The organism is Erwinia sp. 2186 (assembly GCF_057812255.1).
In genome coordinates this window covers 2,556,224-2,581,946 of the sequence record NZ_CM173824.1, presented here as the reverse complement: position 1 = coordinate 2,581,946, position 25,723 = coordinate 2,556,224, and the positions used below count along the sequence as shown (strand labels likewise).

Below are 25,723 nucleotides of genomic sequence, written 5' to 3'. Positions count from 1 at the left end.
AGGGTTGATATGTTGACAATATAGGTTTTCGACCCTATATTTCGCATGGCGCTGGGATGGCGTTTTAAGGATGTTAAGCTAACAAGGATGTTATATGGTTCAGATCTATTGGACAGGTAAAGCAGCGAAAGACCTGCGAAAACTACCAGCGAGAGACCAGGAAGCTGTGCGCAGCAAGGTTAATTCTCTGGGTGATTTCCCCATTATCGGCAATCTTGATTTCAAAAAGCTTACCGATATGAAAAACCAGTTTCGCCTCAGAGTTGGAAATTATCGTGTCCTCATAGAGTTACATGGTGGAACCCCAGTAGTGATTGAAATTCTGCACGTTCTTCGCCGAAACAACTCGACCTACTAAGCAAACTGGGCGATCCGTCTGGCTTTTCACCTTAGCTTATGATTTTTGGGCTAAGACGCCAAAACAAGCAGCATAATGATAATTTATAACTCTCTGAATTAGGAAGGATTAATGGCATGGCGATTCAATATATCACCAACAGTAAAGGTGAAAAACTTTCGGCTATTGTGCCTATGGATTTGTTTAAAAAGTTAATTTTTAACAGCGAGTTAGATGAGCTTTATGAATACCTTGAAACCGAAAGGGGCCCCAGCGATAACGTTAAATACCCCAATGAGGTGATAAACATATTCTCATCGAAAAACTGCACCATGCAGGCTGCCTGGCGACTCTACAGAGGCATGACGCAAAAGCAAGTTGCTGAAAAATTAGGAATCACTCAAGCAACTGTTTCAGAGTTTGAAAAGTCAGAAAAACCCAGAAAAGATAATTTAGAAAGGCTTGCCCAACTCTATAAGTGTGATCCCGAACAGTTGACGTTAGAATAAATTTAACCCCGCATAAGCGGGGTTTTTTGTAGATAAATTAAGGCGATAGAAACAGGGTGGCAACCTGTTTCACTGATGATATGTCGGCGAACAGGTCGCGGCTTTTATAAGGTCAGATAAGTGAGCGCCTGGCATATCTGTCCACCGCATAACGGATGCAGATATCCTTATTTCCGTTCAATGCTGGGATCCGGTAAATCTGGTGTCACAGAACGAATAATCCTTTAGGAGATGATGATGAGCAACTGGTTAACTCGCCTGTTTGGGCAGATCGCTAACGGGCAAACCGATGAAATGGCCAATCACAATCCGATCTCAGAACGCGTGTTTGAGTCGATTATTCCTATCGCCGGTATGTATGGCCTGGATTTTGGCAATTTCGATCCGAGATGGTTTGCCAACGCTGAATCGCAGTAACCCCGTAAGTGGGTCACAGCTTAGGAAATCCATCGGGAAAGTCCGTGTAGCGTAATGAATGAACGTCGAAACCATCGCCGTGAGGTGAAGGAATGTGTTGAAAGTAGGGTCGTGTGTTGAGGTTTGCTGTAGTTTTGCACGCTATGTGTTACCGGGGCAGGCTGAATCTGCCCCGGTTTTTTCATGCTTTACTTGCCAATCTGCTTCAGGATTAATGCCAGCTCATCACGCTGTTCGCTGTTGATTTCACGCGCTGCCGAGTAGCCCGCGTTTTGTAAAATCATCTCGTTTAATCCCACCAGCCAGTCATAAATATACCAGGCCGCGTAATTATTCGGTTTCAGATCCAGTTTGGTCAGGCGCTGGCCGGGGCCCAGGCTGGCGGTCTGCGTTTCCGGTTTGGCGAAAATCGGCTTTCCACGGTTGATCTTGCTCTGCGGACGCTCGGCTTCCGGCACATGCTGGAAACCTAACCAGGCGACAAAATCCCCCATCACGCTCAGCGCGCGGGAAACCTGACGATCGGCCATCATTTCAACCGGCGTGCCTGACGCGTCATGATCGGTCAGCTTTTTCACCAGCAGGGCTTCAATATCTAAACGGATGCTGGCGGTCACCAACTCTTCGGTCAGCATTTCCAGCGTCGGCTTGGTCACGCCCAGCAGCTCCAGCAGCGGCCCCTGATCCGGCAACTGACGCAGAATATTGATCCAGTGGCGATACACCTGCTGGGCAAATTCGGCTTCCGGCTCTTCGGCGGCGTGTTGCTCTTCCGCATTCAGCAGTCCGGCAACCGGCTCATCGCTCAGTAAATCGATGCTCATGCCGATGCCAAACGGGTCGTCTTCACTTAACGCATATTCTTCCACCAGCGGACGCTCGCCGGGGTTCTGACGCTGAAGGAACAGGTGACGCAGGGTTTCACGCGCTGGTAACAACCTTTCCAGCAGCTCGCCATGCACGCCGGTTCTGGCCTGCAAGGATTTCAGCAGGCTTCCGGCAATGCGCAGACGCGCCTGCGGCTCTTCCTTCTCGGAGGCCAGATACCAGCGGCCCAGCAGGTTTTCAGCCAGTTCACGACGGATTTCGGCGCTTTGTTCCTGCAATCTTTCCACTTTGGCTTCGCGACGGATCTCGGTCATCAGCCAGCCCGCCATACGCTTAACGCCTTTTTCATCCATCGCCAGCATCGATCCCCAGACATCGCCCGGATTACCGACATAACGCTGAACGGCTGCATCAAAGTTTTGTCCACGGGTGATGCGCTGATCGAACGGCGTCAGTGCCCAAATCAGGCCGGGCTTGCGGCGACTGCGCACCTGGGTATTTTCGCCCTGAGTCTGCTTCACCCAGTTGTCCAGCACGCGGCCGACGGTGCGGGTCTCCGCGCGGTGACCGACGGCGCTGCACACCATCAGCAGGTTAACATCCTGATGCTCTGCGGCACGGGTTAACAGGAAAGGGCGCTTGGCGGTCATAAAGGCCAGCGCCAGCTCATGGTGTTCATCATCGGGCAGCACCGCAGGCTGTTCGAAGCCGGGATAATCCAGCATATCGACCTGCTCGAACAGGCTTTCACGCGGGGCGCTGTACAGCGGCATCAGCACTTCGCGGCCTAATAGCGCCAGCTCGGCCAGCGGCAGATTGACCGGCTGCAGATTGCGGCCGTTATGCTGAGGCACCACCTGAATCACGCGATCCGATGAGGCGTTGAAATAACGCAGGCCGTTGCTATTCAAAATACTCAGGGACGCATCGTCCAGCGCCGCCAGCGGAGCCAGCACGCGAGGCACGCAGGAGACATGATGCAGCACGTGCGCCAGCTGGCGATAAAGGGCGGTCAGCCCGCGATCTTCATTCCATAACAGCGAGAACAGGCGGGCACGATCGTCGACGCCGAGCATCGGGGCCAGTTCAATCGCCAGCGGCCAGAAGTGCGTTTCCAGCGCTTTACCGGAACACAGCTGCGAGGTGGCAAGGCGATCCCACAAGGCCACCACGTCCTGGCGGTTCATGCCATCGATGGCCTCTGGCTGACGGTACATCGACACCGTTTTCAACCGTTCAGAAATCTGCTGCTCGTCGAGCACCGCCGGTTGATCGCCGCAGCGGCGTGACCAGACGTCGGCCAGAATAGCGACCAGCTCTGCTTCACTCAACAGCGCCAGCTGCACCGGCCACTCATTATCAACGCGAACCTGCTGACCGCTGTAGCGAACCACCATGGTGCCGGTCAGCTGTTGCGGATTCAGCACGCTGTAGTCGATGACCGTATTGCCCAGCGCAATCTCGGTTTTGCCTTTTTCACTGGCCGCCAGGGAGGTGATCAGATAGGACTTACCGGCCTGCGACAGGCCGAAAAAGCCAATCGCGCACTCTTTACCGGCGGCTTCCAGCAGGTTAGTGGCTTTATTCAGCTGACGCTGCAGCCGCACGCTCAGGCGATCGGCTTCCATATTCAGGCGCGGCGAGGTTTCGCGGGCGCTTTCCAGCCAGCTGACCGAGCGCTCAATGCCTTTGGCCAGCGTTTCCAGTTTTTTGCCGAAGGTGCCGGACAGCTGTTTTGGCGTCAAAGGTTTCATTTCTTGTATACGCTCCCGCTGTCGATCCAGTAATGGGTTAATCCCGATCCGCTGCTGGCTAAGGTATTCAGCTTCAGGCGTAAATGCTCCAGCGGAACCTGGGTGCCGTCATCGAGCGTGGCGTCCGCAATTTCAAAGCGTTCCGGGCCAAAGTCGCCGGATTCTTTAGCGACAGCAAGTTTAATTTTCAGCACCTTATCGCCAGCCACGCTGCGCGCCAGCTGTGGATCGGCAATGTGCAGGGTGTAAAGCGGCGAGGCGGGCCAGCGGTCATTATCCAGCTGACGGAAGCCCAGCGTCAGGGCACCGCGTACCTGGAAACGCTGACGGGAATCGAGGCTGAACTTCTCGTCATCCAGATCGATATCGCCATACCAGACGTTATCCGTGCTCAGCGCGCCGTTGCTGTCCAGCATCCCCAGATAGCGGATGGTTGAATAGGGCTGGAAATCGCCGGCCTTGAACCAGAAGTTCGCCAGGCGTAAATCCAGCGACAGCAGGCAGAGCATTGCCCCGACGGCGGCGGTAGATTTAGGGTTCTCAATGCGGCCCTGTTTGTTAAACGGATACCAGTCGTTGGTGTGGTAACCGTCCAGCGACAGAATACGGCTGACCGGCAGCGGCTGAAGGTGGCGGAACAGCGCCTGCACGCCAGGGAAGCGTGAAGGGCGGCCGGTAAGCAGCAGCACATCGCAATCATATACCGCCACCACTTCCGCCATCGAACGCAGGCTGTGGGTGATATTCATGCGCGGTGAAAGGAACTCGGCGTGCAGCTTGCTCAACTTGACGATCAGCGGCACGCGCAGAATATCAAACTCATCGGCTTCACCCGGCAGCTCGCGCTGGATTTCCCGGTTGATGTAATCCAGCAGCTTGCTGGTCGGTGGCAGCGCCAGCAACTCTTCAAAGCGGGCATCCACTTCGGCATTCAGATCCAGCGGGTCGAAGCGCTCGTAGGCTTCCAGAATCGCCTGGCCGACCGGAATAAACACCTGCAAGGTCACCTGCTGACGCAGCGTGGAGTGTCCGTCCAGACGACCTTCATGGCCGAACAGGCGGGTCATCACGCCTTCCGGGTTGACCATCCCAGCCTGCTTAAACGCCGCCTGTAAGGCCGGCAGGACATACAGCTGGATCACGTCGAGTAAGATGTCGTCACCCGCCAGCTTAAAGCCTTCACGGAACAGCAGGCGCGGCATGATTTTGACGTTGTTGCCGACGCCATCATCAAGACGGTACTGGGTGATCGCCAGGTCCGTGGTGCCGCCGCCGATATCAATCGAGGCGATGCGCAGGGTTTTGCCAACCGGCTCATCCGCCGCGCGGGCGCGGTCCGGGCGTGCCATGCTGACAAAGAAGGCTTCCGCACGGCCACCAAAGTTCACCTGGGTTTCATTGTAGAGATAGACCATCTGACCACAGGTGGCTTCATCCCATTCCATTTGCACTTCCGGCACCGGTACCAGGCTTTTGGCCTTGTCTTTGGCGCTGGTAAAGTCGTCATCCGCCGGGTGCCAGCCCATCGCTTTCCACACCAGCGCGATGGCTTCGTGCATCCGGCGGCGGAAGATTTCCCGCTCGGGTTTCGGCATCGCCGACGGTAGCGTCAGGATGATGTTGCGTAACTGGCGCGGCGCGCTGCTGTGCAGCATTTTCTGGCGCTGGATGGCGCTGTTCATCTGCATCAGGGCCTGGGCCAGCAGTTCGGACAGCATAAAGCTCATTACCGAGCTGCGGCTGTACTGCGGCAGGAACACCGGCAGACGCTCATCAAACGGTTGATTATACAGCGGCTGGCCTTCGTCATTGACCAGATTGGTCATCGGCGCAGCGGTGGCCAGCGGCTCCTGAGCGGAGTTGCCCGGCGTCCGGCTGAAGCGCCAGCCCGGCGTGTAGCTCTCTTCATCCCACAGGTAGCGACGCGGGCTGGAGATGCCGGTGGCGCCTTCGGTGCCGAGACGTTGCAACGCCAGATGGCTGGCTTCGCGGCCCACGCGGGTGATCGACGGCCAGATAAAGGCGTCATCGCGGCCGCTTTCGACCGAGAAGTTCTGTTTGCCAAAGTTGGCCTGGGCAAATTCCACGCGGCTTTCAAACAGCTCGTTAAACAGCTGATGCGGTTCGCTCAGGTTGCGCAGATGCAGTTCGTAGGTGTGCTTGAGGCCATGATGATCGTCAACATGCTCTTCCACCATAATGCCGCAGGTGTGCGAGTTGCCGACATCGAGGATTAAATCCACCGGGATCGCCGGTTCCTGCAGAGTGGCGGCGCTGATTTTCAGCTCTGGCAGGTTTAGCTGCTCGCCGAGCATATGCAGGACATTCAGGTAATGCGCCTGATATTCAAACTCGCGCAGGGCGGCACGAATATTGACCTGCGGGCGGTCTTCCACGCTGGCTGCCTGCTGGCTGAACACTTCGCGCAGCCAGCCGTCAATCCAGGTGTGGTCGAGGAATTCACCCAGTTCGTTACTGCGATGTGCCAGCGCAAAGCTGACGCCATTTTTGACGTCGCTTTCGTTCAACGCCAGCGACTCATCTTCACCTTCGGCCCAGACACGGGTTTCAAAGGCCAGGCAGACGCGGTGCGAGTTGCCATTCTGATCCGGCTTATCAAGGGCGATAATCTGCATGCGCGCCCAGTTGTCCGGGCCACCTATAAAGGTGCGCGGCGGATTAAAGCGCAGGAAGGGCAGCGGCAGCCAGATGCCGTTCAGCAGCGCAAGGGATTGTTCCAGCGGGAAGCTGAACTCCGGCTTCACCACTTCAGGCGCGGTGCCGGCGTTCACCGGCAGCATATATTTGCCGTTTTGCGTGTTGAAGTTCAGGCGCAGCAGCGGGCCGTTGGCGGTCTGGCGGACAAATTTGCCCGGCAGATCGGCGTCCAGCTCAGGCGTCAGCGCAAAGTCGAGGAACTGAATGCCACTGTTCTGAATCAGCGTCATATTCGGTTTAAAATCAGCGATCGTTGCCAGCATCATCATTTACTCTCGCGCTTCATCGTCATCGGTAACACCGTATTGGCATCGTACTGTCCGCTGCATTCGGCTGCGCCAGTCAGGCCTTGTTTACATACCAGGTCCGGCATCTGATAGCGCGAACCGTCACTGCATTTGGCTTTGGTGCGGCTGTTGATCACCAGGTTGCCGGATTTCATCAGGCCGGCATACACATCAACGCGGCACACGATGCCATCGCCCATGGTCATTTTTGCCACGCCTTTGCCAGCTTTCATCTGATAGCGCAGGCTCGGTGGCTTGCCGGTGATTGGGTTCTTACCGCCAACAATCACGCGCCACTGGCCATCAAGGAATTTGGTTGATCCCAGCTTCACCGCATTGGCCGGCAGCACCAGATCATCTTTCTGCGCGGGTGGCAGGTCGGCGACCGGTTCAGCGGGTTGTTCTGCCGCGGGTGTCGCCGCAGGCGTCGCCGCAGGCGTCGCGTCAACCGGGGCAACGGTTGAAGGCGCAACCGGCAGCGCAGGCTTCACGTCAGCAGGCGTTTGTGGTTTAGCGGCTTCAGGCGCGGCTGCTGGCTGAGGTGCAGCGGCGGACTGAGGTGCGGCAGCAGACTGAGGTGCAACGGCGGGCGTTGTGGCTGTCGCTTCAGGCTGTGTCTGGGCGTCTGGCTGCGCTTTCGTCGCTTCAGGCGCGGCCGGTTTCACTTCCGCCGGCGTGGCGGTTTTCGCCGTATTCGGTTGGGAAACACAGCCTTTAATCTGCACGCCAAAGGCAATCAGCAACGCGGCAGCCGGCACCATCCAGCCGTAGCGGATCAGCTTATTTTTCGCGGCAGGCGATGTCACCGTCGGTTGCGCTTCTACGGCTGCAGGGGCTGCATCCACCGGGGCTTCCGGTAATAATGGCGTCACGGCAACCGGCTCTGGCAGCACGTCAGGTGCGGCGGCAACCGGAGCAGGAACGATAACCGGGGCCACGGCGGTAACCGCGGGGATCGTCGCCGTCATTTTGGAGAGATTCAGTGGCGGCTCGTCCTCTTCCACGGCGCGCAGGCAATCCAGTGCATCCTGACGGGATTTTTTATCCAGGCTGACGAAGCCCCAGAAGGTCAGCACCGGCTTACCGCCCACCAGATAGACAAAGTTCTGGTCGGGGAACTGCAGCGCCTTGGCGAGCAGGGCACCGAACAGCTTCTGGCTGGTTTTTTCTGACTGCTGTGCTTTCTGGCACATATCCGCAACGGCCTGCTGGCAGGCGATCAGCTGATTGAGCGCATGGCTGCGGGAGCTTTCGCTCGCGGCGGCCCAGGAAGTGACCTTTCCGGAAATCGGTGAGTACCAGTCAAGGCGATCGCCGGCATCGTTAGGCTGAGGGATAGCCAGGCAATCAGCAATCTGAGGTTGTTTCCTGAGGCGCAGCGTTTCGCGCAGTTGCAGGGCTGACAAATAAACGGGCTGACCGTTCTCGCCAAGAGGCAGAACCGCATCCAGACTTCCGCTGCGTAAGAATGATTTTGCCACGCAAAAAGGACCTTCTAGTCAGAAGTGGAAAGTAAACTATTCTCCAGTGTTGCCGATAGTGTAGTTGAATTTGACTTAAGGCTAAGGCGGAAATAAGAGGGTAAACAGGTGATTACTTTCGCAATGGGATGCGCGAAAGGCGGTGCCGAATAGGGTGAAAATTCACGGTGGCCATCCTTGGCCGGGGGATATCCTGCCGTTTAACCGCTTACTCGCCGGCTAAACGGGCGTACAGCCTGTCCAGATCGTGCCATTCCTCAATGCGATGCTGGTCGATCAGCAGGAAGCGATTGCAGCTTGAGGCGATCAGCTCCCGGTCGTGACTGACGATCAGCGCGGCACCCTGATAGTTACCTAACGTAGCGGCGAGCTGCGCTTTGCCATCCAGATCCAGATGGTTGGTCGGCTCGTCGAGCAGCAGCAGGGAATAACGCGCCAGCGAGAGGCCGACAAAAAGCAGCCTCGATCGCTCGCCGCCGCTCAGCGTACTGACCGCTTGCTGATGGCGTACCCACGAAAATCCGGCGCTGATTAACGCCATTTTCCGCTGTTCGCTGGTCATCGGGGCAAAACGCGCCAGCGCATCGCTCAGGCTTTCACGCTCATCGAGCTGCATTAGCCGCTGATCGTAATAGCCCACCTCAACGCGGGGATGAAACACCAGCCCGTCACGCGGGTGCGAAAATCCCTGCCAGACGGTACGCAGCAGAGAGGATTTACCGCCGCCGTTGGCGCCGATAATCGCCACGCGATCGCCACTTTTGACCTTCAGACTGTTGACGGTAAACAGCCGCGGAGAGCCAACATCGGCGGAAATCGCCGCATTGTGTAGCTCAATAAGCCGATCGGCAGGCAGTGCTTCGCCCTGTAGCGTCAGCCGCCATTTCGATCCTTCCGTCAGCAGCGTTTGCTCATCCCGGAGCTTGTCGACGCGCTTCTCCATCTGCTTAGCCTTGCGGGACAAATCCTCGTTATCGTAAACCTTTCCCCATACTGCCAGCCGTTTCGCGCTTTTCGTCACCCGATCGATTTCACGCTGCTCGGCCTGATTGCGTAACGCATCGGTCTCATCCCGCAGGGCCAGTTCCGCCAGCGCCTGGCTACAGGGCAAGTGAAAGCTGTGCAGCTGCTGGTCACGCATAATCCAGCTGCGCTGAGTGACGCGATCCAGCAGATAGCGGTCATGAGACACCAGTACAAAACTGCCGTGCCAGCTTTTCAGAAACTGCTCCAGCCACAGTAGCGTCGGCAAATCCAGGTGGTTGCCCGGTTCATCAAGCAGCAATAAATCGGGCTGCAGCATTAACGCTCTCGCCAGCAGCAGACACGTATGCTGTCCGCCGCTGAGGGTATCAACCTGTTGTTGCCAGACAGCTTCGTCAAAGCCTAAGCGGTCGAGCATTACCTCGGCCTGCCAGCGATCGCTTTGACGTTCGGCAGCGGGAAGTTGGGCAACAACCGCGTCAATCAACGTCGATTGGGTCAACGCTGCGGGAAGGTGCTGTTCGATATGCGCCATCAGACAATGACTGGCTTTAGTCACCGAACCGGAAACAGGCTCGATATCGGCGGAAAGCAGATGCAGAAGGGTGCTTTTGCCACAGCCGTTATGACCAATCAGGCCAATACGATCGCCGCGTGAAAGCGTCAGGGAAACCCGATCCAACAGCGGACCAAAGGCGTTATCAAAACAGAGTGATTGTGCAGAAAGTAATGTGCTCATTGCTTAATCCAGAGTTGCAGGCAAAAGCATGCCCGTCGTCATAAAAAGCAGACGACAACCCGGAAAGCCGGAGGGAAGGGAAAATCAGTAGGTAGCTTCGCTCAAGCTCAGGTCATCGCCGCAGGAAAGCGGATTAGCCTGAGCAGCCCAAATACCAAAAGTACGTGAAAATAAATTCATTTCACAATACTGCATGGGGGCCTCCTTACTATTGGTTAAGGGTTAATCGGTGCCAGAAGTATAGCCATGAAATCAACAGGGTTTCAAATCGCATTGAAAATAATCAGAAAAAACCGTTTTAAAGATGCCTCTCAATTACAGCTTAAATTTCCGCCAAATCTGCCGATAGTGTACTTGTGACGAATACCATAAATATGACAATAAGGTTACAACATGATTAGCACGATTAAATCCGGGGTTTTATCACGTGTTTTCTACAACAATACCCGTCATTCAAAAGCGACATTAAGTTCGCTGAACGACGCCATTGCGATGATCGAATTCACGCCCGAAGGCATTATTTTGAATGCCAATGCGCTGTTTTTAGAAAAGATGGATTACGAGTTGCATGAGGTGATCGGACAGCATCACCGGATGTTTTGCCCGCCATCGCTGGTCAGTTCGCCCGAATATGCCCACTTCTGGCAACGGCTGAAACAGGGCGAAAGCTTCAGCAATAAGTTTCTGCGCATTGCCAAAAACAGCCGTCCCTTGTGGCTGGAGGCCAATTACGTGCCGGTGCAGGACCGCAGCGGTCGGGTGATCAAAATCGTTAAGCTGGCCTCGGACATCACCGACCACATTCTGGATGCGCAGGAACAGCGGGCGATGACCAATGCGATTAACCGCTCAATGGCGGTGATTGCCTTTAACCTGCGCGGCCAGGTGCTGCGCGCCAATGACAATTTCCTGAAAACCATGGGCTATCAGTCCCATGAAATTATCGGCAAAAATCACAGCCTGTTTTGTACGCCTGAGCTGGCGAACAGCCGGGAATACGCCGAGTTCTGGAAGAAGCTGCGCCGTGGCGACTTTGTTTCCGGGCAGTTTGCGCGCATCAATAAGCAGGGCAAAACCATCTGGCTGCGCGCCACCTATAACCCGGTATTCGACGAAAACAATCAGCTGTATGAAGTGGTGAAGTTTGCCACCGACGTGTCACCACAGGTGCTGAAAAACCAGCAGGAGCGCGAAGCCGCCGAGCACGCCTATCAGGCCGCGCTGGAAACCAGTGAAAATACCCGCGTTGGCGTGACGGTGATTGAAAACAGCGTGCGCAAAATGAATGAAATTGCCAGCGAGCTGCGCAAAGTCTCCAACGATATTAACGGGCTCAGCTCGCAGTCGGCGCAAATTGGGGTGATTGTCGAAACTATCCGCTCGATTGCCAGCCAGACCAACCTGCTGGCGCTGAATGCGGCGGTGGAAGCTGCACGCGCCGGCACCCATGGCCGCAGCTTTGCGGTGGTTGCCAACGAGGTGCGCAGCCTGGCGGCCAATATTCATACCGCCAGTCAGGAGATCTCCGGTGTGGTCGATCGCAACCACGAGTTAGCGGCGATGGCGCAGAAGAACATCACCGCAAACCTGGTGCGTGCCGATGAAGGCGTCCATCTGGTGCGCGAAGCGGGTAACGTGATCGTCGATATTCAGGCCAATTCCTCGCAGGTTGTCGAAGCGATCGGCCACGTTACCCACAAACTGACGGATTAAGTGGCGCCCGGCGTAATCTCTGGTTATCGACGCCTCGCGGTTCATTTTACCGCGAGGTTAATTTTCGCGCGGTCTGGTCGATAAAACCGCAATAGTTACAATCAGATACAATAGACTGGTCTCTTATGACGCGTTTCGGTCCATGGCAGCCTTGAGCGGTTTGCTAAACTCTCTCAGGTAATTTCAAAAACCGAGGTGAAGAGTGAAAATTAAAAGCTACGCAGCTATGCAAGCCGGACAGGCCCTTGAACTGTACGAATACGAAGCAGGTGCACTTAGTACAGAAGAAGTGGAAGTGGAGGTTGAATACTGCGGTGTCTGCCATTCTGACCTGTCGATGATTGATAATGAGTGGGGCATCTCCAGCTACCCGACCATTGCCGGCCATGAAGTGATTGGTCGCGTTTCGGCACTGGGCGAAGCGGCTGCGGGCAAAGGCCTGAAAGTCGGTCAGCGTGTCGGCATTGGCTGGACGGCGAAAAGCTGTCAGCACTGCGATTCCTGTATCAAGGGTGAGCAGGTTAACTGTGAAAACGGTTCAACGCCGACCATCCTGAATCACGGCGGTTTTGCTGAAAAACTGCGTGCAGACTGGCAGTGGGTGATCCCGCTTCCGGAAAGCCTGGACGTGGCCAGCGCCGGTCCGCTGCTGTGTGGCGGTATTACGGTGTTCAAACCGCTGCTGATGAGCAACATCAACGCCATGAGCCGCGTCGCGGTGATTGGGATTGGTGGTCTGGGCCACATCGCCATCAAAATCCTGCGTGCAATGGGCGCGGAAGTGGTGGCATTCAGCTCAACGCCAGGCAAAAAGCAGTCGATTCTGGATATGGGCGCAGATGAGGTGGTGAACAGCCGCGATCCTGAAGCCCTGAAAGCGCAGGCCGGACGTTTCGATCTGATCCTCAGCACCGTGGCTGTCGACCTTGACTGGAAACCGTACTTTGACGCGCTGGCGCCACAGGGTAAATTCCATACCGTGGGTGCAGTGATGAAGCCGTTCCAGGTCAGCGCGTTCGACCTGATTATGGGCGACAAAGCGGTAACGGGTTCTTCTACCGGTTCTCCGGGCCAGCTGCGCTCTCTGATGAAGCTGGCATCCCGTGCCAACATCGCCCCACAGGTCGAGTTCTTCCCAATGTCGAAAATCAACGACGCGCTGGATCATGTCCGCGCCGGTAAAGCGAATTTCCGTGTGGTTCTGAAAGCGGATTTCTGATTCGCGCATAAAAGTTCCTGACATTGTTAACCAGCGCACTGTGCGCTGGTTTTTTATTGTCTGAAGCCGGGCATTCACCCGCTATAATCAGTGTTATTGCACTCCCGCGCAGCATTCAGTATGTTGTCCGCCATTCTCACCCGGATCAGGACATACCATGACCACTCACTCTTCAAATGACCCAATGCATGGCGTAACCCTTGAAGCCGTCGTTCTCGCTTTAGTGGATCGCTTTGGTTGGGCCGAGTTGGCCAACCGCATCAACATCAACTGCTTCAAAAGCGACCCGAGCGTCAAATCCAGCCTGAAATTCCTGCGCCGCACGCCGTGGGCACGTAAGGAAGTGGAGGATTTGTACCTTGCCTCGCTGAACGACAAATCTGCCGCGACCACCCGCGCCACAGCAGTGCCACAATCTGCGCCGGTGCCCGATCACAGCGCGACGCACGAGCCAGACATCCTCACCGAAGATCCCTGGGCGAACTGGAAAAAGAAAGACCAGTAAATCAGAGGCTTCTTAGCGCTTAAGGCATGTTCGGGCAAGTGAGCAGGCATTTATGGCTGATACTCTTTCATTCATCATGGCAACGACCTGACGGTCAGCGCTGGTTTATGACGAATAACGAAAGGATTACCCATGAAAGCTGCAATCTACACCTCACCTGGCAAACCTGAAGTCCTCCATATTGCGGACGTTGCCGATCCGGTTCCTGCGGATAATGAACTGTTGATTCGGGTTGAAGCGATCAGCATTGAGGGGGGTGATCTGGTAAATCGCCGCGAATTTCCTCAGGAAGACCATGCGGTGATCGGCTATTCCGCCGCCGGTGAAATCGTACAAATCGGTAAAGACGTCAGCGGATTTAGCCTGGGTCAAAAGGTCACGACCTTCTCGTGGAAAGGCTCCCACGCTGAGTTGCGCGCTGTTCCGGCGGGCAACTGTTTTGTGGTGCCGGATGGACTGGATTTGGGCGTGGCGGCGACTATCCCGGTCAGTGCCGGAACGGCGGCATGGGTTCTGGAACTGGGCGCGCTCAAGGCCGGTCAGACCGTGCTGGTGTTAGGTGCCAGCGGTGGCGTGGGCGTGGCGGCAGTGCAACTGGCAGCGAAGAAGGGCGCGCGCGTGATTGGCACCGGCACCCGTGCGGAAAGCCTGGAAAAACTGCGCGAATATGGCCTGTCTGACGCCATCGTCACCGCCGATAAAACCGCCCATGAGCAGGTTCGCGCACTGCTGGACGGCAAGGGCGTCGATCTGATTATCGATAACGTCGGCGGCGATGTATTAAATGATGCGCTTCAGGCATTGAACGAAGGCGGACGGGCGGTATTGGTTGGTGTATTCGGTGGCCGCAAAACGCAAATCGATGCCGGACAATTGCTGATGCGCCGTCAAACGGTGATTGGCTGCCTGCTTGGCCCAATTATGGGTGAGCCGGAACCGCGTAAACTGATTGAGGAACTGCTCAACCAGGCGCTTAACGGCGAACTGAACGTGCCGATTGACGCCACCTTCGCCTTCGCCGATGTGGCCGAAGCCCATCGCCGTGCAGAAGAGCGCGGCCGCATTGGCCGCGTGGTGATGACCCTTTAGTCAGCCAGATCCTCTTTGGTCAGATAATGTCTCTGCATGCCTCGCTCGGGGAAATCCGGCAGAGACATTTTCAGCGCATAGCCGAGTTTCTGGTAAAACGGCAGCGCCTGGAAGCTCATCGTATCGACCTGAACATGCAGGCAGCCCAGCGTCAGGGCTTCCTGCTCTGCCGCTTTCATCAGTTCACTGCCTAATCCAGAGCCTCTGCTGCTTTCGCTGACCCACAGATAGTCAATGCACAGCCAGGGACCTCTTTTGGTGGCAATAAGCCCGCCGGTCATCTTGCCTTCACTGTCGTGGCGGTAAATCCCCACCTCATGCCAGTGGCTGTTACTGAAAAATTGGCGGTTATACGCTCGAAGCCCATCCAGCAATTCTTCACGATCTTTATCGGTAATTTTATGGCTGACGGTCAGTTTCATTGCGGTCCCTTTTTGCTCTGATTTTAAGGCGTTATAACACAATAACCCCTCTCCAGATCAATGATCCGCGCCTTACCACGGCACCACCTTTCCCTGATAATCCAGATAGTGCAGCCCGCGGCGGCCTTCATATTCCGCCATGGTATTGACCAGTGACGGAATGCTTTCACCGATGGTTAACCGCGCGCCGGCACCGCCCATATCGGTACGTACCCAGCCTGGCGCCATCAACAGCAGCGTTTTGCTGTCATCACTGTGGCGCGCGGCAAAACTGCGCATAAACATATTCAACGCCGCCTTGCTGCCGCGATAGAGTTCGTAATTGCCGTTGGTGTTATTGGTCAGGCTGCCCTGGCCGGAAGACATCACCGCCAGGGTTCCGTTTTGCTCCACCAAATCCTGAAACGCTTCGATAAAGCGCATCGGGCTGAGGGCATTGGTGATCATCACGCGAATAAACTCCTCGGTGGACACATCGGCGATGGTTTCTCCGTCCTTGTTTTTCACCCCCGCATTAACAAACAGCATCTCAAAGCGATGTTCACTGAGGCGTGAGTGCAGATCCTGAACCTCGTCCGGCACGGTGATGTCGACGGTTTCCACTTCAAGCGCATGCGGGAACTGCTCTGCGAGCATCTCCAGTTTTTCGGTGGAAGCGCTGCGGCCGGTGGCAACCACCTTGCAGCCGCGCTGCAGATACTCTTCGACCAGCGCGAATCCCAGCCCGCGAGAAGCGCCGACGATCAGCACGGTTTTGGCATGTGATAAAGGCATTATGCAGTTCCTCTGAATAAGGCTTCCGGTCTGGGAAGCGAAGACGTTTGCGTCACTGAAAGAAATATAGACCCGTAACAGACCGGGCGGAAGACGCAGCATTTGCAGTAATAACCTGCATCAAACGCCTTCCCACCGTTTCTGTTGCATGCCAGGATAGGGCATGACTGATCCCGATCTGAACTTACTGATTGCGTTAGATGTGCTGCTGGCTGAAATCAGTGTGGCTGGCGCTGCGCGTCGGCTTGGCTTAAGTGCTTCGGCGATGAGCCGCACCCTGAGCCGGCTGCGTGCGGTAACCGGCGATCCGTTACTGGTGCGTGCCGGACGAAAAATGGTGCTGACACCCTATGCCGACGGCCTGCGCGAACGCACCCATCACGCGGTTTCCGATGCCCGATCGCTGCTGCGACCTTCCTCAAATACCTTACAGTTAGCCACCCTGGAACGAACCTTTACGCTGCGTACCAATGACGGTTTTGTGGAAACGTTCGGTGCGGCATTGATTGCGGCCGCCGCTGCCGTTGCGCCCGGCGTGTGTCTGCGGTTTGCGCCCAAGCCGGAAAAAAGCGCCGAACCGCTCAGGGAAGGGCAGATCGATATCGAGATCGGTGTACTGGGTGAGATGGGGCCGGAAGTGCGGTTGCAGGCGCTGTTCCGCGATCGTTTTGTTGGCGTGGTCAGAAAAGGGCATCCACTGGCGGCAGAAACCCCTGTCAGCAAAGCGCGTTATGTCTCTTTCAGTCATGTGATCGCGTCCCGCCGTGGAAAGCTACGGGGTCCGGTAGATGACGTGCTGGCCGAGTCCGGCCTGCAGCGGAAAATTGCGGCAGTGGTGCCGGGCTTTTCTGCCGCGCTGGCGGTAGCTGAAGCGTCCAATCTGGTGGCGTTGGTGCCCGCTTCCTGCCTGAACAACGCCATGCTGTCGGGGCGACTGGTTGCCTTTGAGCTGCCGGTAAAAACGGCCGAGATCACCGTTTCACAGATGTGGCATCCCAGGCTGGATGCGGATGCCGCACATCGCTGGCTGCGCCAACTGCTGCTGAGCGTCTGTCGGCCGCAAAATACGCTATCGGCCTGAGCTGTGGCATACTGCGTATAATAAACCGTACGGTTCAGTAATTAATAATGCGGTTCCGATCATCATCGCATCAAGGCTCAACCCGTTTTTAAGGAATAATTATGAGAACACTGACAGAGGAAAAACGTCAGGCAATCATTGTCGCGGCTTCCCAACTTTTCCAGGATGTTGGCTACGAACGCGCCTCAATGAATGAAGTAGCAAAACGAGCCGGCGGTTCCAAAGCCACGCTGTATAACTATTTCGCTTCGAAAGAAGCGCTTTTTGAAACGGTGGTCCGCCATCACAGCACCCGCTTTCTGACTGAAGCCGCGTTGCAACTGGTGGCAGAAGAAAACGTTGGCCAGAACCTGGAACAACGGCTTATTCAGTTTGGGGAAGGGATGTTGAAGGTGCTGGGCGGTGACAATCAGGCGATGCAAATTTACCGCGTGGTGGTCGGTGAAGCGGGGCATTCTGATATCGGCAACCTTTTCCTCGATGCCGGCATTCGCGAAAGTATGGGCACGCTTGGCCAGGTGATGTCTGAAGCCATGCGGAAAGGTGAGCTGAGTGAAGCCGATCCGATGCTGCGTGCCCAGCAATTCACGTCGTTAATGAAAGCCGAGATAGACGGTTTCATGCTGCAGCGGGAAATTCCCCAGTTCACCTCAGGGCAGATCGCACTGATGGTGACCAGGGGCGTGAACGTCTTCCTGTACGGCACCCTGGCTGGGCAGGCGGGTCGCCAGTCATAAGTTTCCCTGTGCCGGACAGGATGCTGTTTGCGTCGACAAGGTGATTGCGGTCGCTGCAATCTGTTCACTGAGCCGGTTGAGCAGGGTTTGCCACGCCGGGAACAGCGCTGAAACGTCACCCCTTACCGCTTGTGATAAATCGCTGTGACACAGGGCCTGACGGTTTTCAGGTTTCAGCGTCAGCACCCAGTCAGCCTGCAGGTGGATTTTGTTTCCTGGCCAGCTGTCAAAACGGCGCACTTTTACCTTCACGGTGACCACGGGCCGGTTCGGCTGATTCGCCAACCCGGAAATATCCTGCGTTGCCAGTCGCTCCGCCAGTTGAGCGGACAGGGCGGTGGTAAACTCATCAGCCAGCGGGCTTAACCAGCGCTCGTTTTCAAGTATCGCCGCGCCGCTGCTGTTCTCTCTGATCACCACCTGCTGCATATCGAGCTGTGCCGGCACGATAACCGGCAAAACACTGATATCAAAATGGCTCCGATAAGCGGCGGAAGGCGTGCTGCTCATTAAGGTGTGATAGTGACTATCAGGCGACGTACATGCCGCCAGCAGCAGGCATATTCCGGGCAGTAAATATCTCACTCGACCCTCCATTACTGTTTCCCTTCTGACTTCGCCTGGCGATCGGCCGCGCGGCCCTGAATCAACGATTCGGGATGGCGGCTCAGCTGGTCGCTGACATTTCTGATCGCTTTAAACGCCCGTGCCGATTCCTGCAGGGTCTGCACTAACCCCATTAACAGCGGTGAATCTTCGGAAGTTATGTTCTGAACGTTGTCACTGCTTTTCTGTACCGACAGCAGCAGCGAATTGGCGCCAGGTAAGGTTTGTGTATTGACGATGCGCAGGGTTTTGCTCAGTTCGAACAGCGTGCTGTCCAACCGGTTGCCGATCGATTCCAGCGGCATTTTATTGACCTTACCGACGATATCGGCGAGCTGTTGCTGAATTTCATCCAGTCCGCCGCCGATCGTTGGCAGCATTAACGGCCGGGCATGGCGATCAAACGGGACCTTTGCCGCCTTGGGGAAAAAATCCAGTGTCAGGGTCAGCTGTCCGGTTAACAGGCTGCTGGCAACGGCTTGCGCCCGTAACCCGTGATCGACCAGATCCTCGGTGAAAACAGCGGCCGCCATTGCCGGATCGCCTGAAGATTTAGGCAGTTTATTGAGCACGTTGCCCATTCTGGCCGGATAGACCTCAATATCGACCAGCGTGGGGAAACGATAGCCGTGGGGATCGTAGTCCAGCGAGACGGCAGAGACCCGGCCGATCCTGACGCTGGCGAACACCACCGGCGCGCCCACCTCCAATCCACGCACCGAGTGTTCAAATCTAAGGCGAAAAGTCATCGCCTGACCATCTGCGGGCGCCATCGCTTTATCCTGATCGGCGGCCAGCGGGAAAATGGCGGCAGGATTAGCGGGTGCTGATGGCTGACTGTCCGGCGTGTAAAAGGCGATGCCGCCGGCCATAATGGCGGCCACCGTTTGTGTCTTTAACTGGAAACCGTTACTGCCAACGGAAAGATCCAGCCCGCTGACGTTCCAGAACCGACTATTGGCGGTGACCAGGCGATCGTAAGGGGCGTCAATAAAGACTCGCAGCTGAACGCCTTTCCCGTCCTCCTGAAGATGGTAGGAGGCAATGCGGCCAACCTGCACCCGGCGAAAGTAGACCGGCGAACCCACATCCAGCGAGCCCAGATCGTCTGTGTTAAGCAGAAATTGACTGCCGGGCGTATCGTTGATCACCGAAGGCGGCTGTTCAAGCCCGGTAAATTCGCTGGCATGTTGCGCGGCTTTGCCTTTATCCACGCCGATATAGGCACCGGAAAACAAGGTGTCGATTCCGCTCACTCCGTTGATGGCCACGCGCGGCCGAACGACCCAAAAACGGCTGTCTGCGGCGGTTAAATTCTCTGCATTTTTATTCAGTCTGACCTGCACCAGCACCTTTGCATCGTCAGAACTTAGCGAGACCGCTTCCACCACCCCGACATTGACCTCTTTGAACTTCACCACGGTTTTTCCCGCCTCCAGTCCTGAAGCATTGGTGAAGACAACGGTGATCAGCGGCCCTGCGGCCAGATGAGACTGAATGAGAAGGGTTATCCCGATCACCAAAGCCACCATGGGCACCAGCCAAATCAGATAGGGTTGGCCGCGCAGATAGAGTGGCTCGTCAGTTGGCTGTGCGTTCATGGCGTGACTTCCCAGATACTTTGTGAACGAAAACGTTGTGCCGACAGCATCGTCAGGATCACCACCAGCGCGAAATAGATAATCCCAGGCCGGGGTTCGGCTTCACTCAAGCCCGGAAATTGCACCAGGCCGGTGACGATCACCACCACGAAGACATCAAGCATCGACCAACACCCGACCCATTCGGTGAAGCGATATAACCGGTCTCTTTCGCGTCGCGCCCACGGGCTTTTGCGCTGGCTGGTCATTAGCAGCAGGCCCAACGCGATAAATTTAATTAAAGGAATAACCATACTGGCCAGGAAGATCAGCAGCGCAATGCCCGGAGATCCGCTGCGCCAGAACTCAATGATCCCCTCGAAGATGGTTTTCTCGCTGCCGGTGCCGAAAAAAGAGGTAAACATGACGGGCAGCACATTCGCGGGCAGGTAAAAAATCATCGCGGCTATCAACAGCGCCCACGCCTGACCGTTGCCTCCATGCTGTTCAGGCACTGACGGTGCTGCCCAGAACGGACGAAGATCCCGTGCAGATAGCCGGAAGAAAAGCAGCGCAGACGCCGCAAGCGCCCATGCGCCGGCACCGGGTTTGACCTGAAGCAAGGTGGATAGCTTGATGCCCACCACCAGAAACCCCACGGCAACCACCAGCGGCATACTCCAGGGGCTGATTTTTCTGAGCAGGGAGGTAATTGCAGCAAAACCCGGGGCTTTTCGCTGAAATTGACCAAACAGTGACAGCCAGACGATCAGCAAAATCTGCGTCATCGGCGCGACGACGATCAAAAAAGTCGACAGCACCGACAACAGCAGCGAGTGTGCCTCGCCCGGACCCAGCCAGGCGGCTTGCCATAGCGTCATCTCTTTTGTGATGCCCTGAAAATTCAGGCTGATCACGGGCAACAGGCAGGCAAACAGCCAGCCCAGCGCGGCCGCGACAGCAAGGGGTAACAGCGATGGCGCCTGGCCTGCTTTTCGCCACAGCGGTGCACGACAGCGACAACAGAGTGCCGCCTGACTTCCAACCGGAGGAGACAGGCGATGCAGGTAGTTGCACTGCGGGCAAACCACCAATTCTGAGTCTGGGTTCATGGGCCGGCCCTGGCGGATCACTTCAGCGTATTCGCTAATTCATCGGCCCCTTTGTCGATACCGACTTTGGCCGCGCTAAGCGAGCCAATCGTTGCGGAGATGTTCATGGCATTCGGATACTGACGGGCAACCCAGGCAGTCAGTAATGTATTGCTCTGCGCATCGTAAACTTCAACCGCATAGTCGACATAACCACTGAACATGCCCCGGCCACCGCGAACAGACTGCACAATATTGTACGGGCCGCCTGCAAGATCGAATTTGGTGAAGGTACCCACGACCTGGGTGGTGGTATCCGCTCCGGTCAATGTCAGTTTTATCCGCAACGTTTTCGGCGCAACCACGGTGGTTTCCTGATAGTGCGCGCGAAGACTGGCGGTGAATTTCTCCTTCATATAGGCCGCCAGCTGTTGGCGATCGGCTGGCGACATATCGCCAAACTGGCCGTCAGCACCCTGATAAATCGTCACCGGTTCAACAATCATGGTGCTGTACTGATTCCAGTCTACCTGCGTGCTGTACTTAAACGGGATGCGATCCGCTTCATCGCCCGTATTGGGTGTCAGCCGCGAGGCGGAATCTATCCCGGCATAGCGGGCGGGGGGTGTGCTTGTACAACCGGTCAGGAAAACAGCCACGGTGAGTAAGGCAACAGTCGACGGTCTGATCATTTTTTAGGCCCTGGAAAAAGGAGAGAGAAAGGTCAGTGGATAAACTCAGTTTATAACTGAACTGTACGGTTTAGTTATGCATGGGTTGTGAGGAAGTGTCAAGAGGATGTTGCGTGGTGTTAACGTGAGGGAGGCGGTTAACGCCAGCCACAGAGGATGTGGCTGGCGGAGCGATCAGAGTTGACGGACCAGCGCCCGTGTCTTATCCAGCAGGAAAGGGCGCAGATAACCGACGGTGTTGGAAAGCAGGATGACATCCTCTGATACCGTGATATTCAGCACATCGCGCAGATAGCGTTTGCGGGTTTCCATCCGCTGCCAGACATCCGGATAGTGGGTTTGCAGTGCTTCTCTCAACGCCGCATCCGCCAGCGCAACGGTATCTTCAATGCTGCAACCGCCATAGCCAGGCAGTGACGGAATAATGTCGATCTGAAAAATCATTCCGCTCTCAAGCGCGATCGTCGAATCCGGGTAGACCGGCGAGCAGAGCCACTCTTCATCCGCCACCAGATGGCCCGGATTTAAATGCCAGTGCCATTTCGCCTTCGGCATGGCTTCTTCAACAACCTGATAAAGCTCGCCGCCCGTCAGGCCTGGGCGAAGGGCTTCCAGCCAGCGGGTTACCGCACGATAGTAGGGGATGGCTAACGCCGGCAGATAATCCGCCACCGCCGCAGGCAGTTCATTTTCAGCCGCCACCACATAGGCGGAACGGCTGGTCAGCCCGCCCTTAAAGCCGACGGTCATCGAGAACTTATCACCGGCCTGAATCGCTTTATCCGTGGGGTATAAGCCCGCATTGGCAAAGCGGTCGCCGGTGGCGGCGATGGTAATGACGCTATTCGGCTGACCATCCGCAGCTAATAGCTGGCCAATCTGCTTCTCGGTTTTACCGGGTTCAATCTGCTCAAGCGCGGCCAGCACGTTGGTCGAAGCCAGATTGGCACCATACTCATAAAAGGCGATTTCACTGGCGGTATTTAGCCGGCGCACGCCAACGTCAGGGGAAATAAACAGCGAGGTGGCGTTAACCACATTTTTCCGCTCGCCTGCGGCGTCGATAATGGCTTCAACGATAAACGACGGCACGTCGAAGGTATAACGGGTGTCGCGCAGCCGGCTGGTAAATAACTTCCAGCCGACCACGCCGATCTGGCTTCCGCTGGTGAGGCCTGCCTGCAGCAGTACATCCACTAACGGCGCGTCGTTATCCATTGGTTGATTAGGCAGGGAAAAGGCCGGTGCGTGCAGGCATTTGCCGCCGTTGCGCGCAAAGGGAACCAGTTTCAGATTCTCATTACCCATCACGTAAGTCAGTTCCCCCTGCGCCGTGAGGATCAGCAAGGCTTCTTCAAAGCGCGGAATAAATCCGGCGAGGTATTCGAAATTCCCGCCATGCTCTTTGTCGGCATAAATCGCAATGGCATCAAGCCGATGCTGCTGCATGGCCAGGAGAATATTCTGCAGCCGCTGACGCATCGCCTCATCGCCGATCGCCGGCGATTTTGCATCAGGGAAGGTCTTTGGTGGCGGGACAGACGTAAGCTCAAAACGGACAGGGGACTGATTCATCGTCAACCTCAATGTTTTCGAATTAACTTCATTGTTAACATATAAATTACAGTGGTTATAGAAAAGACAGTGATGACGGAGAGAGAAAAATACAGGTCATAAAAGTTATCAGCACCTATATCACCGTCACCATAAAGTAGTTTAGCGATGCGCGTCGCTAAGTCATGACTCAACCATATTTCAGGACTGCCGAGCGTGCGCCCAACAATCAGTGACGTCACGAAATAGAAGATGATTTTTGTGATCTTGCGGGTAAGGAGATTCATAGGGCTATATAAGAGCAGGTTAGCCCCTGAAAGAATAATTAATTTGGCTTAAGTTGATAACGTGCGGGGGAAATGCCCCCCGCGCGTCGCCTTAACGGCCAACGGACTGCATTTGTACCAGCGTCGCCTGCAGAATCTCTGCAACCTGGCGCTGCGTGTCTTCATCGCTGCCGTGATACGCATGCAGCTGGCTGCGCAAATCGTGGATGGCCTGGGTCAGCTCCGCTGAAAACGGCTGGCGGTGTTCGAACATCGCCTGACTGACGGAATCACTCTGGCTGGCAAACAGGGCCAGCTTGGCAATCAGGGCATTCGCCACCGCCTTGTTTTCGTTCAGATGCGCTTCGCCTTGCTCATTAATCGCATAGCGTTTGCGGTTGCCTTCCTGCTGAACGGTCACAAAACCCACATCCTCAAGGTAGGTCAGCGCCGGATAAATTACGCCTGGGCTTGGCGTATAAAAGCCACCGCTCTTGTCGGTCAGGATCTTAATCAGCTCATAACCGTAGCTGGCCTGTACTTTTAACAGGGACAGCAGCAGCAACTGCAGTTCGTCCGCGCCAAACTTACGGCCACGCAGGAAAGAAGGGCGATCGCGATGACCGGCGTCGTCCCGGCCGCCACGGTGTCCGCCGCGATGCCCATCATGACGATCGCCACGGCGATCGAAATGACGTTCACCAGACGCATCATGACGCCCGCGATGGTGGTGGTGATGTCCGCTGCGGGGATCTTCATGGCGGCTGCGCATCCGCTCATTGCGCATCGCTTCACGCCACTGGTCAAACATCATCGCCAGCGCCTCTTCGCGACTTTCGGCCTGTTGGAAGCAATCACTGCGACGGTCCTGAGACTGGGAGTGAGAATGGTGGCGACCGCCACGGCGATCATTAAACATTTCTTTAAACATAGGGTTCTCCAGATTGAAAGGTATCTTACGACTGTATCGTAAGATAGTGCTAGTTTTATATCTTACGATAGTAAATAGCAACAGACAGCGATCGGCATTGCGCACGTTATGTTCATTTCGGCCTGTGGGCAGGGACGGTGAAAAGGGGAATGCGCAGGGTGGATCACAGCGCCCATGCCGCCATTGGCGAGAAGGCCGGATCCGTCGCATACTCTTTTAATGATTCATTTTTATCATGTTAAGGAACAACGTCGTGATCAACGAGCAGCGTAAAACCACGCTTTCCTCCATTCCCTTGTGGCAGAGCCGTGGCCATATGGTCAGCCATGCCTTAGCGAAAAGCCTGAGCTGGTTCGCCTTTGTGAACGGCAGCTTTGCGCTGATGATTTACCTGCGCAACATCATGTTTGGCAATTTTGATGCGGGAGTGGTTGTCTCTGGCAAACTTCTGACGGTGATCGACCTGCTGATGTTAGCGACCCTGCTGGTGTCGGTCGCCATGCTGGCCATCTCTTTCGTTTTGAAGGCGAAGCCATCTCCAGCAATTAAGCCTTTACTCTCGCTCCTGTTGCTGCTGCAAAGCGGACTCTGGGCCGCCAGCGGCTTCAGCTTTATCACCGCGTTGCAGACGCCGCTTGCCTATCCCTTAAGTTCGATCTTGATGATGAGCGCGCTGGCAGCCCTCTATTACTGGCCTTCAGGTCTGCTGCTGTTTGTGGTGCCCATCTGGCTGGCCACGGTGGCGGGGAATCTGCAGGTCAATGCCGGGTTGAATCTGCGTTTTTCAGCGGTGTGCCTGATCTTCACGCTGATCCTGATTTACGGCCGCTATATGTTGCAGGGCTGGTTTAATGAAGCCTGGCTGCGCTTTCAGGAAAATCAGCTGCTGATTTCCAGGCTGGATACGCTGGCCCACCAGGATGTTCTGACCGGCACCGCTAACCGCCGTGCGCTGGAAGATCATCTGCACAATGCCGTCAGCCGACAGGCGAGCGTTGAGCTGGTTATGCTCGATGTCGATTATTTCAAACGCTACAACGACCATTATGGTCATCAGGCCGGGGATGTCTGTCTGGCGGAAGTGGCTGCGGTGCTGAAAACGGCGGTACGCACCTCCGAGGATCTGGTGGCGCGTTATGGCGGTGAAGAGTTTGTTGTGATGCTGTTTGGCGCAACGCCAGCGGGGGCAGAGCAGATTGCCGAACGCATTCAGGCTAACCTGCAACAGGCGCATCTGCGACACGAACGGTCAGATGTGAGTGACACTGTCACGGTGAGTATGGGCATTGCCTCATCGGATGGCAGTAAGGGCGCGGCGCAGATCCTCGCCGATGCCGATGCCGCACTGTATCGTGCCAAGGAACAGGGCCGTAACCGCTGGTGCCGTTAGGGGCACATTCCGCACCGAC

General features: G+C 55.9%; 22 protein-coding genes. 10 read left to right on the top strand and 12 right to left on the bottom strand.

The features are described 5' to 3' along the window. Positions 1-94: 94 nt before the first annotated feature. From ACXKZG_RS11910 to ACXKZG_RS11900, 3 genes are all read left to right on the top strand, one after another. Positions 95-358, top strand: a complete 264-nt coding sequence (locus ACXKZG_RS11910) for a type II toxin-antitoxin system RelE family toxin (RefSeq protein ID WP_013202114.1) — start codon at positions 95-97, stop codon at positions 356-358. Positions 359-474: 116 nt separating this feature from the next. Beyond that, positions 475-846 (top strand): helix-turn-helix domain-containing protein, encoded by a 372-nt coding sequence (locus ACXKZG_RS11905; protein ID WP_013202115.1) that lies wholly within the window; start codon positions 475-477, stop codon positions 844-846. A 237-nt stretch (positions 847-1,083) separates the two neighbouring features. After that, positions 1,084-1,263, top strand: coding sequence for a hypothetical protein (locus tag ACXKZG_RS11900; RefSeq protein ID WP_134824099.1), 180 nt, complete (start codon positions 1,084-1,086; stop codon positions 1,261-1,263). 188 nt (positions 1,264-1,451) lie between these two features. On the opposite strand, the gene ACXKZG_RS11895 is transcribed toward ACXKZG_RS11900, so the two are convergent. The 4 genes from ACXKZG_RS11895 to ACXKZG_RS11880 all read right to left on the bottom strand — a co-directional run bounded on the left by ACXKZG_RS11895 (position 1,452) and on the right by ACXKZG_RS11880 (position 10,054). Next, entirely contained in the window at positions 1,452-3,845 is a 2,394-nt protein-coding gene (locus tag ACXKZG_RS11895) for a virulence factor SrfC family protein (protein ID WP_488874904.1), read from the bottom strand. After that, positions 3,842-6,826 (bottom strand): virulence factor SrfB, encoded by a 2,985-nt coding sequence (locus ACXKZG_RS11890; RefSeq protein WP_488876259.1) that lies wholly within the window; start codon positions 6,824-6,826, stop codon positions 3,842-3,844. The genes ACXKZG_RS11895 and ACXKZG_RS11890 overlap by 4 nt, the downstream gene beginning before the upstream one ends. Before the next feature lie 2 nt (positions 6,827-6,828). Continuing rightward, positions 6,829-8,331 (bottom strand): SrfA family protein, encoded by a 1,503-nt coding sequence (locus ACXKZG_RS11885; protein ID WP_488874903.1) that lies wholly within the window; start codon positions 8,329-8,331, stop codon positions 6,829-6,831. A 208-nt stretch (positions 8,332-8,539) separates the two neighbouring features. Beyond that, positions 8,540-10,054 carry an ABC-F family ATP-binding cassette domain-containing protein gene (locus tag ACXKZG_RS11880; protein WP_488874902.1) on the bottom strand — a complete coding sequence of 505 codons (1,515 nt, stop codon included), beginning with the start codon at positions 10,052-10,054 and terminating at the stop codon, positions 8,540-8,542. A gap of 393 nt (positions 10,055-10,447) precedes the next feature. Here ACXKZG_RS11880 and ACXKZG_RS11875 point away from each other — a divergent pair, with 393 nt between their 5' ends. The 4 genes from ACXKZG_RS11875 to ACXKZG_RS11860 all read left to right on the top strand — a co-directional run bounded on the left by ACXKZG_RS11875 (position 10,448) and on the right by ACXKZG_RS11860 (position 14,580). Continuing rightward, the gene (locus ACXKZG_RS11875; RefSeq protein WP_488874901.1) at positions 10,448-11,767 is read left to right on the top strand and encodes a methyl-accepting chemotaxis protein; all 1,320 of its coding nucleotides are present in this window, start codon (positions 10,448-10,450) and stop codon (positions 11,765-11,767) included. 202 nt (positions 11,768-11,969) lie between these two features. Then, a complete protein-coding gene (gene ahr / locus ACXKZG_RS11870) occupies positions 11,970-12,986 on the top strand; it encodes an NADPH-dependent aldehyde reductase Ahr (protein WP_013202122.1) in 1,017 nt (338 codons plus the stop codon). Between the two features lie 157 nt (positions 12,987-13,143). After that, on the top strand, positions 13,144-13,491 hold the full coding sequence (locus ACXKZG_RS11865; protein ID WP_013202123.1) for a VF530 family protein: 348 nt from the start codon (positions 13,144-13,146) through the stop codon (positions 13,489-13,491). Between the two features lie 132 nt (positions 13,492-13,623). Beyond that, positions 13,624-14,580 carry a quinone oxidoreductase family protein gene (locus ACXKZG_RS11860; protein ID WP_151037490.1) on the top strand — a complete coding sequence of 319 codons (957 nt, stop codon included), beginning with the start codon at positions 13,624-13,626 and terminating at the stop codon, positions 14,578-14,580. On the opposite strand, the gene ACXKZG_RS11855 is transcribed toward ACXKZG_RS11860, so the two are convergent. After that, positions 14,577-15,002 carry a GNAT family N-acetyltransferase gene (locus ACXKZG_RS11855; protein WP_488874900.1) on the bottom strand — a complete coding sequence of 142 codons (426 nt, stop codon included), beginning with the start codon at positions 15,000-15,002 and terminating at the stop codon, positions 14,577-14,579. The genes ACXKZG_RS11860 and ACXKZG_RS11855 overlap by 4 nt on opposite strands. A gap of 72 nt (positions 15,003-15,074) precedes the next feature. Further along, complete coding sequence (locus ACXKZG_RS11850) at positions 15,075-15,776, bottom strand: SDR family NAD(P)-dependent oxidoreductase (protein ID WP_013202126.1); 702 nt, start codon at positions 15,774-15,776, stop codon at positions 15,075-15,077. Positions 15,777-15,939: 163 nt separating this feature from the next. On the opposite strand from ACXKZG_RS11850, the gene ACXKZG_RS11845 reads away from it, so the two are divergent. Then, positions 15,940-16,857, top strand: coding sequence for a LysR family transcriptional regulator (locus tag ACXKZG_RS11845; RefSeq protein ID WP_488874899.1), 918 nt, complete (start codon positions 15,940-15,942; stop codon positions 16,855-16,857). 101 nt (positions 16,858-16,958) lie between these two features. Next, a complete protein-coding gene (locus ACXKZG_RS11840) occupies positions 16,959-17,594 on the top strand; it encodes a TetR/AcrR family transcriptional regulator (protein ID WP_013202128.1) in 636 nt (211 codons plus the stop codon). On the opposite strand, the gene ACXKZG_RS11835 is transcribed toward ACXKZG_RS11840, so the two are convergent. The 6 genes from ACXKZG_RS11835 to ACXKZG_RS11810 form a co-directional block, all read right to left on the bottom strand. Next, positions 17,589-18,179: a PqiC family protein gene (locus ACXKZG_RS11835; protein ID WP_488874898.1), complete on the bottom strand. Its 591-nt coding sequence runs from the start codon at positions 18,177-18,179 to the stop codon at positions 17,589-17,591. The genes ACXKZG_RS11840 and ACXKZG_RS11835 overlap by 6 nt on opposite strands. Positions 18,180-18,190: 11 nt before the next feature. Then, positions 18,191-19,801, bottom strand: coding sequence for a PqiB family protein (locus ACXKZG_RS11830; protein ID WP_488874897.1), 1,611 nt, complete (start codon positions 19,799-19,801; stop codon positions 18,191-18,193). Further along, entirely contained in the window at positions 19,798-20,892 is a 1,095-nt protein-coding gene (locus tag ACXKZG_RS11825; protein WP_488874896.1) for a paraquat-inducible protein A, read from the bottom strand. Before ACXKZG_RS11825 ends, ACXKZG_RS11830 begins: the two co-directional genes overlap by 4 nt. Positions 20,893-20,909: 17 nt before the next feature. Next, positions 20,910-21,563 (bottom strand): DUF3313 domain-containing protein, encoded by a 654-nt coding sequence (locus tag ACXKZG_RS11820; RefSeq protein WP_455864482.1) that lies wholly within the window; start codon positions 21,561-21,563, stop codon positions 20,910-20,912. 174 nt (positions 21,564-21,737) lie between these two features. Then, on the bottom strand, positions 21,738-23,138 hold the full coding sequence (locus tag ACXKZG_RS11815; protein ID WP_488874895.1) for a M24 family metallopeptidase: 1,401 nt from the start codon (positions 23,136-23,138) through the stop codon (positions 21,738-21,740). 357 nt (positions 23,139-23,495) lie between these two features. Beyond that, positions 23,496-24,314 carry a PadR family transcriptional regulator gene (locus ACXKZG_RS11810; protein WP_488874894.1) on the bottom strand — a complete coding sequence of 273 codons (819 nt, stop codon included), beginning with the start codon at positions 24,312-24,314 and terminating at the stop codon, positions 23,496-23,498. A gap of 253 nt (positions 24,315-24,567) precedes the next feature. On the opposite strand from ACXKZG_RS11810, the gene ACXKZG_RS11805 reads away from it, so the two are divergent. Beyond that, positions 24,568-25,704, top strand: a complete 1,137-nt coding sequence (locus ACXKZG_RS11805) for a GGDEF domain-containing protein (RefSeq protein ID WP_488874893.1) — start codon at positions 24,568-24,570, stop codon at positions 25,702-25,704. The last annotated feature ends 19 nt before the right edge of the window (positions 25,705-25,723 follow it).